Origin of the sequence: Pseudoalteromonas sp. BSi20439 (assembly GCF_000241165.1) — a bacterium.
GTDB lineage: Bacteria > Pseudomonadota > Gammaproteobacteria > Enterobacterales > Alteromonadaceae > Pseudoalteromonas.
Map to the genome: position 1 here is coordinate 1 of NZ_BADW01000223.1, position 13,701 is coordinate 13,701.

11 protein-coding genes are annotated in these 13,701 nt (G+C 40.4%); 6 read left to right on the forward strand and 5 right to left on the reverse strand.

Features of this window, described 5'->3' with window-relative positions; all coding sequences use genetic code 11:
* The first annotated feature begins 402 nt into the window (after positions 1 to 402).
* Both P20439_RS17285 and P20439_RS17290 read left to right on the forward strand, forming a co-directional pair.
* Positions 403 to 1,017, forward strand: coding sequence for a trimeric intracellular cation channel family protein (locus tag P20439_RS17285; protein WP_036934648.1), 615 nt, complete (start codon positions 403 to 405; stop codon positions 1,015 to 1,017).
* 298 nt (positions 1,018 to 1,315) lie between these two features.
* Positions 1,316 to 2,827 (forward strand): YifB family Mg chelatase-like AAA ATPase, encoded by a 1,512-nt coding sequence (locus P20439_RS17290; protein WP_008468718.1) that lies wholly within the window; start codon positions 1,316 to 1,318, stop codon positions 2,825 to 2,827.
* A 4-nt stretch (positions 2,828 to 2,831) separates the two neighbouring features.
* Here P20439_RS17290 and P20439_RS17295 read toward each other — a convergent pair whose 3' ends face one another.
* Complete coding sequence (locus tag P20439_RS17295; RefSeq protein WP_008108280.1) at positions 2,832 to 3,536, reverse strand: response regulator transcription factor; 705 nt, start codon at positions 3,534 to 3,536, stop codon at positions 2,832 to 2,834.
* Positions 3,537 to 3,701: 165 nt separating this feature from the next.
* Positions 3,702 to 6,194, reverse strand: coding sequence for a S9 family peptidase (locus P20439_RS17300; RefSeq protein ID WP_008468720.1), 2,493 nt, complete (start codon positions 6,192 to 6,194; stop codon positions 3,702 to 3,704).
* A gap of 84 nt (positions 6,195 to 6,278) precedes the next feature.
* On the opposite strand from P20439_RS17300, the gene P20439_RS17305 reads away from it, so the two are divergent.
* Positions 6,279 to 7,346: a hemolysin family protein gene (locus tag P20439_RS17305; RefSeq protein ID WP_008468722.1), complete on the forward strand. Its 1,068-nt coding sequence runs from the start codon at positions 6,279 to 6,281 to the stop codon at positions 7,344 to 7,346.
* A gap of 38 nt (positions 7,347 to 7,384) precedes the next feature.
* Here the strand turns inward: P20439_RS17305 and P20439_RS17310 are convergent, their stop codons facing one another.
* Positions 7,385 to 8,599 carry an EAL domain-containing protein gene (locus P20439_RS17310; RefSeq protein WP_008468724.1) on the reverse strand — a complete coding sequence of 405 codons (1,215 nt, stop codon included), beginning with the start codon at positions 8,597 to 8,599 and terminating at the stop codon, positions 7,385 to 7,387.
* Positions 8,600 to 8,778: 179 nt separating this feature from the next.
* Here P20439_RS17310 and P20439_RS17315 point away from each other — a divergent pair, with 179 nt between their 5' ends.
* Positions 8,779 to 9,795 carry a metalloprotease gene (locus P20439_RS17315; RefSeq protein ID WP_008468726.1) on the forward strand — a complete coding sequence of 339 codons (1,017 nt, stop codon included), beginning with the start codon at positions 8,779 to 8,781 and terminating at the stop codon, positions 9,793 to 9,795.
* 39 nt (positions 9,796 to 9,834) lie between these two features.
* Here the strand turns inward: P20439_RS17315 and P20439_RS17320 are convergent, their stop codons facing one another.
* Positions 9,835 to 11,145 carry a short-chain fatty acid transporter gene (locus P20439_RS17320; protein WP_008468727.1) on the reverse strand — a complete coding sequence of 437 codons (1,311 nt, stop codon included), beginning with the start codon at positions 11,143 to 11,145 and terminating at the stop codon, positions 9,835 to 9,837.
* Between the two features lie 178 nt (positions 11,146 to 11,323).
* Positions 11,324 to 12,271, reverse strand: a complete 948-nt coding sequence (locus P20439_RS17325) for a chemotaxis protein CheV (RefSeq protein ID WP_008468729.1) — start codon at positions 12,269 to 12,271, stop codon at positions 11,324 to 11,326.
* Between the two features lie 165 nt (positions 12,272 to 12,436).
* Between P20439_RS17325 and P20439_RS17330 the strand changes: the two genes are divergently transcribed.
* Together P20439_RS17330 and P20439_RS17335 are read left to right on the forward strand one after the other, a co-directional pair.
* Entirely contained in the window at positions 12,437 to 13,504 is a 1,068-nt protein-coding gene (locus tag P20439_RS17330; RefSeq protein WP_008468731.1) for a potassium channel family protein, read from the forward strand.
* Positions 13,504 to 13,695, forward strand: a complete 192-nt coding sequence (locus P20439_RS17335) for a hypothetical protein (protein ID WP_008108297.1) — start codon at positions 13,504 to 13,506, stop codon at positions 13,693 to 13,695. The genes P20439_RS17330 and P20439_RS17335 overlap by 1 nt, the downstream gene beginning before the upstream one ends.
* The last annotated feature ends 6 nt before the right edge of the window (positions 13,696 to 13,701 follow it).

Below are 13,701 nucleotides of genomic sequence, written 5' to 3' on the forward strand. Positions count from 1 at the left end.
AGGTAGCTCGTCGGTCTCAACTCTCCATTAGCCAGCAAAGGTCGTCTATTAAATTCCGGCTCCCGCAACCACTGAAATAAACAGTTATAGTAAAGCAACACGCCTAAAGCGTATTTTTTTATGTCTGAAATTCAGTGAAGTAAATAGCTCGTCGGTCTCAACTTTCCATTAGCCAGCAAAGGTCGTCTATTAAATTCTGGCTCCCGCAACCACTGAAATAAACAGTTATAGTAAAGCAACACGCCTAAAGCGTGTTTTTTTATGCCTGAGTTTAAATTTATTCACTCTATTTTTAGTATTCTTACTTACTGTTATTTTCTAATTATACTTTTTGAAAGTGTTATTGCTGAATATTTAGTATGCTATGCACTAAACTCTTTAAAACATTTTGTAATCAAAATTATGACTGAACTTTATCACTGGTTTGATTTAATTGGTGTGGCGGTATTTGCTATCTCAGGCACCTTAGTGGCCTATGAAAAGAAAATGGACGGCTTTGGTGTAGTTGTACTTGCAACTGTTACGGCTATTGGCGGCGGTACCGTTCGCGATGTAATACTCGACCAGCCCGTATTTTGGTTACACGACCAAAGCTACTTTTATGCTATTTTGGTGGCGGTTCTGGTTACAACGCGACTGATCAATAAGCAAAAATCAATTCCGTACTATGTGTTACAAACCGCAGATGCGTTTGGTTTAGCCTTTTTTGCGGTAATGGGAGCGCAAAAAGCGCAATTGGCTGGTATGCCAGATATGACGGTTGTGATTATGGCTGTAATAACCCCCTGTTTTGGTGGGCTTATTCGCGACGTGCTTGCCCGCGATATTCCAATGCTGCTTAAAGGTGAGCTGTATGCTATTACCTGTATTGTTGGTGGGATCGTGTATACATTAAGTATCAACCTATCGTTAACGGTGGAAGTGGCGATGATTTTGAGTATGCTAATGACCTTATTGCTACGTTTTTCGGCGATTAAATGGAAGATTATATTACATGTTTTTAAATATCCTGACTAAACTGGGTTAATACAGCTGTTATAGGGCCTGTTGACCTTTGCGGATTAAAATTTGTTCAAACTAGGGGCGACTTAATCGCGGCGCGAGGTTTGTAACCTAGTGGACTAAGTGAAAACCGAGCAACAAAGAGTAAATCGCCCCTAGGCAGAACCCTTCGGGCAGCGCCTGTTTGGCATTAATGCTGCGTTATCGCCTATTTATGGGGAATAACCACACGACATAGGCTCTGCCTTGCCTAAATACCAAACAGACTGCTGCAAATTTAACCTTGAAAGGTCAGCAGACCCTAGGATAAGGAATGTCGTTAGCCCGTATATTTTCTCGCGCGCAGGTGGGGATCAACGCCCCTGAGGTGATGGTTGAAGTACATTTAGGCAATGGTTTACCCGCCTTTCATATTGTCGGTTTACCCGAAACCTCGGTTAAAGAGGCCAAGGATAGAGTGCGTAGCGCTCTTGAAAACTCGCAATTTGGATTTCCCGATCAACGTATTACCGTTAATTTAGCGCCTGCCGATCTTCCTAAAGATGGTGGGCGATTTGACCTTGCGATTGCGGTAGGTATTTTGGTCGCATCGGGGCAAATAGTCTGCCCTGATATTCATAAGTATGAATTTTACGGTGAGCTTGCACTTAATGGTGAAATACGGGCGGTAAATGCCATTTTGCCTTCAGTGCTTGGTGCCAAAGAGCAAAATCGTTGCTGTTTTCTGCCTCTTGAAAATGACAGTTTGGCCAGCCTAGTCAGTGGTGTAAAGCGAAAAGCCGTCAGTTCTATACAGGAGGTGTGGGGAGACTTGCTCAATCAACAACCTTTACCACTCAATATTGTCTACCCTGATTGCACCCAAGCGCCAGATTTTTTACTCGATTTAAGTGATGTAAAAGGCCAACCCGGTGCTAAACGTGTATTAGAAATTGCCGCTGCGGGTGGGCATAACTTATTGTTTTTAGGTCCACCAGGCACCGGAAAATCAATGCTTGCGCAACGAATGGCTACCATAATGCCAACCATGTCTGATGATGAAGCCATTGATACAGCGGCCTTATATTCAATTATTGGTCATTCAATTGATTTAACTAATTGGCGTCAGCGACCGTTTCGTAACCCGCACCACACTTGCTCTGCAGTTGCGCTGGTGGGTGGTTCGTCTAACCCTAAGCCCGGTGAAATATCGTTAGCGCATAATGGTGTGTTGTTTTTAGATGAGCTGCCTGAATTCGAGCGTAAAGTGCTGGATTCATTACGAGAGCCTATGGAAACCGGAACTGTGACTATTTCGCGCGCGGCAAGGCAAATGGAGTTTCCGGCGCAGTTTCAGCTAATTGCTGCACTTAATCCTAGCCCAACTGGGTGTCATCATGATAAGCGGGCGACACCCGATCAGGTAATGCGCTATTTATCGCGAGTATCGGGGCCGTTTATTGACAGAATTGATTTGCAAATTGAACTACCAAGGTTGAGCAGCGTGGAGCTACAAAGTACAACTACAGAAGAAACCAGTGCTGAGGTGAGGGCACGAGTAGAAGCAGCTTATGCAGTTCAGCTTAAACGCCAAGGTAAAGTAAATGCGCGGTTAAATAACAAAGAGATGAACTTGCACTGTGAGTTACCACCTGCAGAGCTGCAGTTTTTAGCCAGAGCCAGTGAAAAGCTGGCGCTATCGCCGCGCTCTTATCATAGAGTAATCAAAGTGGCGCGAACTATTAGTGATTTAAAAGGTGCGCCACAAATCAGTTTAAATGAGCTTAAAGAAGCGCTTAATTATCGGGCATTTGAGCGTTTATTATCGCAGTTAACCCAACACTAAGGCTTTAAATTGAAAGCATATAGCCTTTACCGCGAACAGTGACAATACGTTTTTGATCTTTCTCATCATTCAGCTTTTTACGTAAACGACCCACTAACACGTCTACTGTGCGATCGTTGGGGCTCCAATCGGGCTGGCCAATTTCTTCTGATATTTTTTCACGGGAAGTCGCTTTACCAGCATTACCAATCAAACAAATAAGCACTTTGTGTTCTGCTTCAGTCAGTCGTGATTCAATCCCACTGGCTGTAATAAGGGTGCGATTATCTGGATGAAGCTTAAAATCGGCGTATTCAATAAACTCTTCACTGTCATCGTCGCTGTGATTATTGGCAACTCGTTTGTATAGGGCGCGCATTCTTAGCTCAAGCTCAAGTAAATCTACCGGCTTGCAAATATAGTCATCGGCACCTTGAGCAAGGCCTGCAATTCGATCGGCTTGTGAGTCACGACTCGATAATAAGATAACGCCAATATCGGTGAGCGTATTTAGCTCTTTGGCAAGTTGTAAACCGTCGCGTTTTGGTAGCACAATATCAATTATTGCCAAGGAAATAGTATTGCGCTGACTTACGCGGCTTTTAACAACATTTAACGCATCGGCCCCGGTGGGGTCAACGTCAATAGAAAACTCGGTATTTATAAAATGATTTTGGATGCGCTTTACGAGTAGTTCGTCATCTTCAACCAATAAAACATTAATTGCCATAGTCTGTTATTTTTTTAGTTTCAGCTTTGCATATTAGCATCATTGATGGCCTGTATAACACAGAGATCGTTGTTTTTCGGTAACATTATATTACGAATTGGTCTAATAACATTACTTTTGTAATGCGCACTTTTCACTTGAGCGACAAAGTGCGCATTATGGTTACTAATCTTTATACATTGAATCCCACCATTGTGGTTCATTTTTTAAGTTTTTGTCAAAGTAAGCCAACATGGTGTTCCACCAATTAAATCGCTTATCGCGCGCAAATATTTGGTGATCAGCCCCCTTGTACTCTATCATTTCAACGTCTTTATTAAGCAGTTTTAGTGCGGTATACATAGTTAAGCTTTCGCCCACAGGCACATTGGTATCACTGTCACCATGAATAAGCAGTAATGGTGTGGTTACTTTATCGGCATGAAATACAGGGCTATGCTGGCTGTAAAGTTGAGGATTATTCCACGGAAAGCTATTTTTTGAGGCTTCGCCTGAGTATAAATAACCCCACCATCCTTCACCCCAGTATGACGTTAAGTTTGAAATACCGGCATGCGCAATAGATGCGCTAAACATATCGGTTTTGGTGGCAAGCAGCATAGTCATAAAGCCACCATAAGATGCACCAAGATTACCTACTTTACTACTGTCTACAAAACTGTATTTAGCTAAAAATGCCTCTGTGCCTTGGATAATGTCATCGGCGGTATAGTCGCCCCAAGCATTTACATGTTGTGCTGAAAAAGTTTGCCCAAAACCCGTTGCGCCAGTTGGTTGTACAACATAAACCACATATCCGTTTGCTGCCCATAAGTTAAAAGGATAGCGGCCCGTAAACCCGCGTGTTACTGGTGAGGTGCCACCATAATAATAAACAAGAGCAGGGTACTTCTTGGCTTTATCAAAATTGCTTGGCAGATAAACACGGCCAGAGATTTCTACGCCACGCTTATTGGTAAAGTTAAATTCTTCAAGCGCAGGAATAGTCGTATTGGCATATGCAATCGGGTTTGAATCCCAAATGAGCTCTACCTTGTTTTTACTTACGTCTAAGCGCTTGAGTTGTTGAGCGCTCGACGCATTGCTGCCACTAATTAATAACTGGGCATTGCGCGTATTTGAAAAACTAAGTTGCTGCACAATATCAAAGCCCGTATTTAGCTTTTTAAAGCGCTGCTTACTCAGATCAAATAAATACAGTGGTTGTGTGTCTTTCTCTGTCACTTTGATTAGCGCATCACCATTGCTTAGTACTTCTAATGTGCCAACCGCAGGGTCAAACTGTTTGCTTAACGCCGTTACTTTTTTTGCGTTATCAGTTAGTAAGTACAGCTGCCCATCGTAATTATTAGCTAGCATGTTCTTTGGTAATGTTCTGCCTGCACCATTTTTAAAATCAGGGCCTGCAACTACGTAAATGTCGCTTACGGCATATTTTGCTTGATTAAAGGTTTTAAACTTACCTAGTGATTTTAGGCTATTAGATTTTAATGTAAGTTCAACTAGCTCAGTTTCTGGATGTGTTGAAGCTTGCATTGCCATAACAGGGCGACTAATTAATAGTTTTCCACGGCTACTGTTTGCATCTTCAAGGCGGTGGCTTAATACACCTTCAGTTAGGGCTTTGGTTAAACCACTTTTGGTATCGAGTAAGTATAGTTGGCTAACGGTACGAGCATATGACCAACGATCTTGAAGGCCTTTATGGTGTTTGGTTAGGCTATTATTTTTCTCTGGTGATTTTGACCAGCTAAATAAAATACTGCTGTCGTTATAAAAACTGAAGTTACTTGCGCCTTCAAGGCCAGAGGCTAAGGTTTTAATTGTTAAGTTTTTACGGTTTAGTTGCTTTAATTCATTGTTGAGTAAATAAACTAAAAATTGGTTATCAGGGCTCCAAATGAACTGACTTGGCTGGGCTGCTTCAAATCGGTATAGCGTCTGGTTGTTAGTATCTTTTAGCTCAGTAATGGCATGTGCATCATTGCCAGTTTTATCACTATAGCGCTTAGTTGTACTTAAGTAATGCTTAGCATCTGGAGACAAAGAGAGGGCACTAATAGTAGGTGCATCGAATAACTGCTTTGCTGATAAACGTTTGGTTTTATTGGTGGTTAGGGTGACAACATCAGTGTCTGCTTTTGGCACAAACTCTAAGCTAACATCATTCCAATTAGCAACCTGTTGGGCGATGAGAATAACAGTATGTGAGCCGTTATTTAAAGCAAGCGGGTAGCTTTGGCTTTCACCAGTTTGCTTTTCACCGTTAATAAAAACCTGGCCTTGCTCTATTCCTGTAATGTTTAAAGAGCCTTGTGTAAATCGGTTCGTTTCAATATGAAATTTAAGTGCCTGTAAACCGCCTAAGGTAAGCGCGTTAATTTTATCAAGTGGCTGCCATTTGTGTTTTTTTCCAAATACAACAAAACTTTCTGTATTTGATTCAAGTTGTGTCAATAAATTGCTAATAACCACGTCGCCATGGGGTGTCTGAAATGGCTTGGCTTGCATATCTTCTGCAAGAGGACCAATAAATTGGATTTTTGATTGATCGAGTGGGGCGGCTAAGGTCGTTAAACTCAGACTACTTAATGTTAGTAGGGTTGCTAAGTAAGTAAAACGTTTTGCGTAACGATGCCAAGGTGCGCTTAAATTCATTGTTATGCCTATTATTATTGGGTATTTGGCCAAATATAGCATGTATTGTTATGATGCTCATATATCCAATATAGAGGAAAAAAAGTGACACTATTAATCATTTACATGGTTACAGCGATTGTGATTTCGTTTTTGTGTTCAATAATGGAGGCGGTGCTATTAAGCATTTCGCCTAGTTATGTTGCATTGCTGCGCAAAGAGCGTCCAGTGCTGGCGAAGCAGCTTGAAAAGCTAAAAAGTAATATTGATCAGCCATTAGCGGCTATTTTAACGCTTAATACAGTTGCCCATACTGCTGGTGCCGCAGGGGTAGGTGCACAAGCCGCCGTTGTATTCTCAGATGCTGCAGTGGGGATTGCATCTGCAATTATGACTTTATTGGTACTGGTGTTATCTGAGATTATTCCAAAAACCTTGGGTGCCAATTATTGGCGTGCTTTAACACCGAGTGTGACTTATGGTTTACGTATTTTGGTGTTAGTACTTAAGCCGTTTGTATGGGCTGCACAAAAGCTAACCAATTTGATGGGGCAAAAGCATAATGAGGCCTATTATATTCGCCAAGAAATAGAAGCAATGGCCGATATTGGTAGTGAGTCTGGGGCGCTTCATGCTGATGAATCAGAAATCATTCGTAATTTGCTGCACTTTAGGCATGCAAAACTAACCGATTTAATGACACCGCGTACGGTCATTTTTAAAATCCATAAAGACCTTACCGTTAATCAATACTTGAGTGAACACGGTTCGTCGTCATTCTCTCGAGTGCTAATTTATGACAAAGACGCTGACGATATCATAGGCTTTGTACATAAAAACGATATTATGTTGGCATATCATCGGTTAGGCACAGATTACAAAATTAGTAAGTTAGTTAAACCTATCTATACGGTACCGAGCACCCAAAATGTATCGTCCCTATTACAAACATTACTCACTCAACGTACCCACATTTGCTTAGTGATTGACGAATATGGTGATGTGCAAGGAATTGTAACGCTCGAGGATATGATCGAAGCGTTAATGGGTTTAGAAATTGTTGATGAGCGAGATCAATCTACCAACATGCGTGCCGTGGCTAAACAACGTTGGCATCAACGTTTAGCTGATAGTGAACATATCGTCAGCGCCGACGATAACGAACCTCGTTAGGAGGTCTGTAAATATCAACAGACAAAGGTCAGCAGGCCCTAGTTATTATTTGTTTTAGTGGCTGTTTTTATCCAGTGCTGTGCCCATGAGATAAATTCAGCTTTTGCTTTTGGGCAGCTAAACAAAAATCCTTGTATAGTTAAGTCTGTTTGATAGTGCTTTAGGTAGGCAAGTTCTTCTGGGCGCTCAACACCCTCAGCAACAAGTTGTAGCTGCTCTTGGTTAGTCATATTAATTAATGAGCTGACCACCACTTGCGAAAACTTATCGGTTTCAATATGGCTTATAAACGAGCGGTCTATTTTAACTTCAGTGAAAGGAAGCTGTTTAAGTTGGTTAATATTAGTAAAGCCAGTACCAAAATCATCCAACGAAATACCAAAACCAAATATTCTTAATCTATTTAAAGTTTCTAACTGGGTGTAGCTTGCTAGGGCATGTTGCTCGGTTATTTCAACAACCACATCACTGGGAAGCACGCCGTGCTTTTGTAATAACTGTAATAATTTATTAGGGCAGTTCAAATCATTTAACTGGCATGGCGACATATTAAATGACAATTTTAAGCTTTCTCCTAATTGCTCTTTAAGCTGTTTTAAGTCACTGCAGGCTTTTTCAAATAGCGTAAACGTAATGTCATTGATTAAATCACATTGCTCTGCAAGGCTTATAAAGCGGCTTGGTAAAATAACGCGTTCGTTTTTATTTGAAACAATGCGAGCCAATACTTCAACACTTTGTATTTGGTTATTGTTTATATTTATTTTAGGTTGGTAATACGGTGTTATTTCATTATTTTTTAATGCGCTAATAAGTTTTGCTTTAGTAATTGGGCGCTCTTTTACAAGCGTGTGGCTGTTTAATTGCGCTATTTTGGTAAGTAACATATTTACCTGATTCAGCTGCACAGGCTTGGTAAGGTTACCAACTAAATGCACATTATGTTGCTTGGCTAAGTCAGCTGCTAGGCTGATTATTTTAGGGTCCATTTCAGAAATAATAACAATCGCACCGCAATAGCCCATTTCACCTAAATTACGAATTAACTCCATCCCATCCATTTCTGGCATATTCAGATCGGTAAAAATGGCGTCATAGAAATTTATATCAGGTTTTACTTTCTCTAATGCTGTAACTGCGCTTAAGCAAGTAATGACTTCTGGCATTTCGAGCTCATTAAAAATCGCTTTCATAACAATCAAAATGGCTTGTGAGTCATCAACAACAAGTATGTTTGGTAATTTAGTTCGCATTGTTGTCCCTAGTAGTTGTAACTTACTTCCTGTAATACTAAAAATAGTCGCTTGAATTGTTTTTGTCAGTAGTGTTGAGTTTTTTTACCTTAAATTATCGATGCTAAAATTATGCTAGCTCACTCGTGTTTTTGAGGTGGATAGGTATACTAGCGGCATAATTTATAATGGTTAGAATAATGATAAAAATCGATCTTTCTCTGGCAGAGCAACCGTTTACGCTGATGATAGCAGATCAGCAAGTTGTAAAAATATTTCATGATCAGCAAGTGATAGCATTTGAAAACCCACGTGAAAATTATGTCGAGTTTATGCTTGATGAGCAGTTAATTGGTATTGATAGCAGCGAAGTAAGCCAGCAAAGCTTGGCGCTATATGTAAATAATCAGTTTGCAACTCAGTTAGCTTTACCTGCAGCAGCACAAGGCGAACCTAAAAAAGGGTTTTTAGGGCTCGCGGCGCTTGGCTTTAAATTATTTAAAAGTGCTAAAGTTGTTAAAGTGGCGCTTGCCAGTGCATCGGTAGCGGGTTATGCGTGGCTGTTTACCATTGAGTTTGCGTTAATGCTGATTGCCTGCTTGGTGGTGCACGAGTATGGCCATGTACGTGCGATGAAGTATTTTGGTATTAAAACTAAAGGTATTTATTTAATTCCTTTTGTTGGCGGTTTAGCGGTGAGCGACGACAAAATTACCACGCGCTGGCAAGATGTGGTTATATCACTTATGGGCCCTGCCTTTGGTTTGTTTACTTCAGTGTTAGGCGTGGTGCTTTATTACGCTACGGAAATGGAAATATTTGCAGGTGTTGCAGTGCTTAGTGCACTACTTAATTTATTCAATTTACTGCCTATTTTACCGCTTGATGGCGGGCATGTATTAAAAAGCATTAGCTTTTCAATGCGCTCATGGGTTGGTTTAAGTGTGTGCTTACTTGGCGTGTTATTTGGTTTATGGCTAAGTTACACCTTTGGTTTAATGTTATTAGTGTTCTTTTTGTTTGTTGGGGCGCTGGAAATTGTGTTTGAATGGCGCGGTCGCCATTACTCACATTTACTACCATTAGATAAATACGGCCAAGGCTTCTCGGCAGTAATGTATGCGCTGGTAGTTGTAGGCCACGTAGCAGTGATGATGCATTTTGCAGATTCAGAAAACGCGATATTAAGCTTACCGATGAAGATTTTATCAAGCTAAGTAAGCGCGGGCTGTAATATAAGTTACAGCCCAGTTAGATTAATAAAAGCTCAATATGAGTGAAATAAATACTCCAGTAATAATAAGCTGTACCACGCAAAACCCCATAATATCTTTAGCTTTTAACCCTGCAATGGCTAATACCGGTAAAGCCCAAAAGGGTTGAATTAAATTGGTCCACGCGTCTCCCCACGCCACAGCCATAGCAACCCGCGCCATATCTGCACCAAGCTCTTGCGCTGCTGGTATAACAATAGGTGCTTGTACCGCCCATTGGCCGCCACCTGAGGGCACAAACATATTAACGAGTCCTGCACTTATAAAACTGTAAAATGGCAAGCTATCGGCATCAGCGATTGCAATAAAGCCTTGTGATATCTGCTGTGCTAATCCTGTATCGACCATTACCGCCATAATACCGGCATAAAAAGGGAACTGAATGACAATTCCCGCGCCACTCGGAATCGCTTGTTGTAGGCTATTTAGTAGGTTATGGGGTGTTTGATGTAGTGTGATAGCTAAAAATAAGAAAAGCGCTATCACACTGTTTAGGTTTAAGCCGCCACCTGCGATAAAAAAGTAATAGCCTAAGTAGGCAAGTCCGAGTAAACCAATACCCATACCTAACAGCTTACTTTGCTCTAAATGCTGAGCTGGGCGTGTTATTGTTACTTTATCGGCTAAAGTGTTCTTAAGCAGTAATGGGTCAATATAAACACTGTCTTTTTCATTTGGTAGCATATAGCGGTTAACCAGCGGCATAATAATAAATAAGCCAATCAGAATCGCAATGTTAAAACCTGCGAACAAGGTTTGCTCGGTGCCAATAATCCCCATTGTTGCCTGTGAAAAATGCCCTTCGCTGGCAATGGTTAGAGGTACGGAGCCTGCCAATCCGCCGTGCCACACTACAAAACCTGAGTAAGCACTCGCTACTAATAGCCGGTAATCCACTCGAGTCTGTTTGGCAATCGCTTTAGCAAATAAAGCCCCAATCACTAAACCAAACCCCCAATTAAGCCAGCTTGCTAAAAGCGAAATAAAAGTCACTAAAATAATGGCTTTTGGAGCTGTATTGGCAAGCGTTGCCAACTTTGTCAGTAACTTACTTATTAAAGAGGTACTGGCGAGCATGTAGCCTGTTACTAATACCAATAGCATTTGCATGGCAAAGCTAAGTAAGTTCCAAAACCCGCTACCCCATGATGTGATTACCTCAAGTGTAGTTGCAGGGGTCGCTAAATTCGCAATGACCAAAGTGATAATGGTGAGCAAAATGACAAATATAAACGGATCGGGTAAGTACCGCTCTACAAGCTTGGTAAAAGGGCTGGCAACTTTATTAAGCATAATTAATAACCTAGTAAAAATTTACGTATTAATTAATCATGAAAAGTAGTGATTAGCAAATGGCGCAATAAATAAAATGACAACAAGGTAGGCTATAAGGCAGTGAAATAACTAAATACGTTGTTAGTTATATAACTAGCAAATACTAACTGTAGTCAGTATTTACTAGTGAGCTTAACTAAGTGTTGCTGAGCACCTGTTTTAAGCGATTTTGAACTTCTTGTACTAATAAGTCGGGCTGAAACTTTGATAAAAATGCATTACATCCCACTTTTTCTACCATGGCTTGGTTAAAGCTACCACTGAGAGAGGTGTTAAGCACCACATGTAAGTTTTTTAAGCGGTTGTCGTTGCGTATTTCATAGGTTAAGCGATAACCATCCATAGAAGGCATTTCGGCATCGGTAATCACCATTAGTAGCTCTTTTTCGACGTCTTTGCCTTCATCAGCCCAGCCTTTTAGCATTTGTAGTGCTTCTAAGCCATTACTAGCAGGGATGATTTCGATACCAAGCTGCGATAATGTATCGCTAACTTGCTTGCGGGCTGTTGGCGAGTCATCAGCATGCAGTATTTTACGCCCAGAGAATTCATTGACTATGGTTTGATCTAACACCCCTTCAGAAATATTAACCTCGTACTCAACTATTTCGGCCAGTACTTTTTCAACATCAATAATTTCTACCAAGTGCTCTATCCCGTCACGCTGTACTTTAGTCAGTGCGGTAATGTAATGATTTTTACCCACAGAGCTAGGCGGCGGCATAATATCAGACCAGGTCATATTTAAAATATGATCAACTTTGCCAATTAAAAAACCTTGGGTGGTACGGTTATATTCTGTTACTACGAGATTACAATCGTCGCTATGTTCTTTGTGTGACATAGAAATTGCTTGGCGTAGATCAATCACCGGAATAGATTCACCACGAATATTAGCAACACCCGTCACCTTAGGGTGAGAGTGCGGTATTTTGCTTAGACGGGGAAGCTTCACCACTTCTTTAATTTTAAATACATTGAGTGCGAATAAATGGCGGCTATGTAAATAAAAAAGTAGCAATTCTAAACGATTCTCACCTACAAGCTGAGTACGTTGATCAACTGACGCTAAAACACCTGACATAATAGACTCATTCTTTTCTCATAACTTAATAACTATAGTTTACTCTTATTTTTCTTCATAACGAACCTTGAATATTTCGATTACAGTAAAACGTTGCTTAGGTGTTATCATTTACAGTATCGTGTTACTAAATGATAAAAATAATCAATCGATTAACAAAAAATTATGCATCATATTTTAAAACGTATTGTTGTGCTGTTGCGCAGCCATATTGATCAGGTTAGTTGGCAATCTGTTGTAATAGCAACATCCTTACATATGCTACTTACTTGGAGTTTATTATTAGTGGCAAATGAGCAGGCCTTGCTTTCACCAGGGACTTTTTTTTACTACTACACGGTAACCACTTCAACGGTAGGGTATGGCGATTTAAGTCCATCAACAGATTTAGGTCGATGGATTGTTGCATTAATACAAATACCCTTTGGTTTGGCTTTATTTGGTGTCTTGTTAGGTAAAACAGGACAAACAGTAACTTACTTAATTAGGCGCGCTATGACTGGTGATAAAAACTTTGCTCACAGTAGCAACCACATTATTATTTTTGGTTGGCATAATGCTCGAACAAAAAAAATGATCGACTATATTTTGGCTGATACTAAACGTACAGATCGCCGTATTTTATTGGCGGTTACTGAACAAATAGAGCATCCATTCTTAAGTAATGAGAATGTTGATTTTGCTCGTTTGACTAGTTTTACTGATTTGGATGAGTTAGAGCGTGTAGCAATTCGCCATGCTGATAAAGTGATTATTGATGGTCAAGATGACGACCAAACATTTACTACCGCACTGCGTATTAGTCGTTTAGTTAAAGAAGATTGTCACATTAGCGCACACTTTTTTGATGAAACAAAAGTGGAAATGTTACTAGAGCATTGTCATAACGTAGAATGCAGTAGCACTAAGTCAGCAGAGATTTTGGTGCGCTCAATGCAAGACCCTGGCTCAAGTCGTGTTCAAGAAGAACTATTATCTACTTTGCATGGTGATACACAATTTAGTCTACAAATACCCAGTGATATAAAAACCATGGAGTTTGGTAAATTATTTCATCATTTTAAGTACGATCATGATGCAATATTATTAGGGGTGGCTCATAATTTAAGTGCAAAAAATATGGATTTAAATCCACCTTTAGATTACGCAGTAAATGCGGGTGATATACTGCATTATATCGCGCAAGAGCGAGTGTTGAGTGGTGAAGTTGATTGGCCTAGCTTGGAAAAATAATGACTGAAATTGCTTTTTTAATTATTGTTTTATGTGCTTACATTTTCCCTATTATGATAATTCTTAACAGTAAGCGTAGCCATGGCCATGAGAAAAATGGCTGGTTGGTCGGCGCTATTTTTTTCTCTTGGATAGCGCTTATTTTATATTTTTCAATTGTTCCCAAGCAAGGGCACGCAAAGAAAAAATAGTAGCAA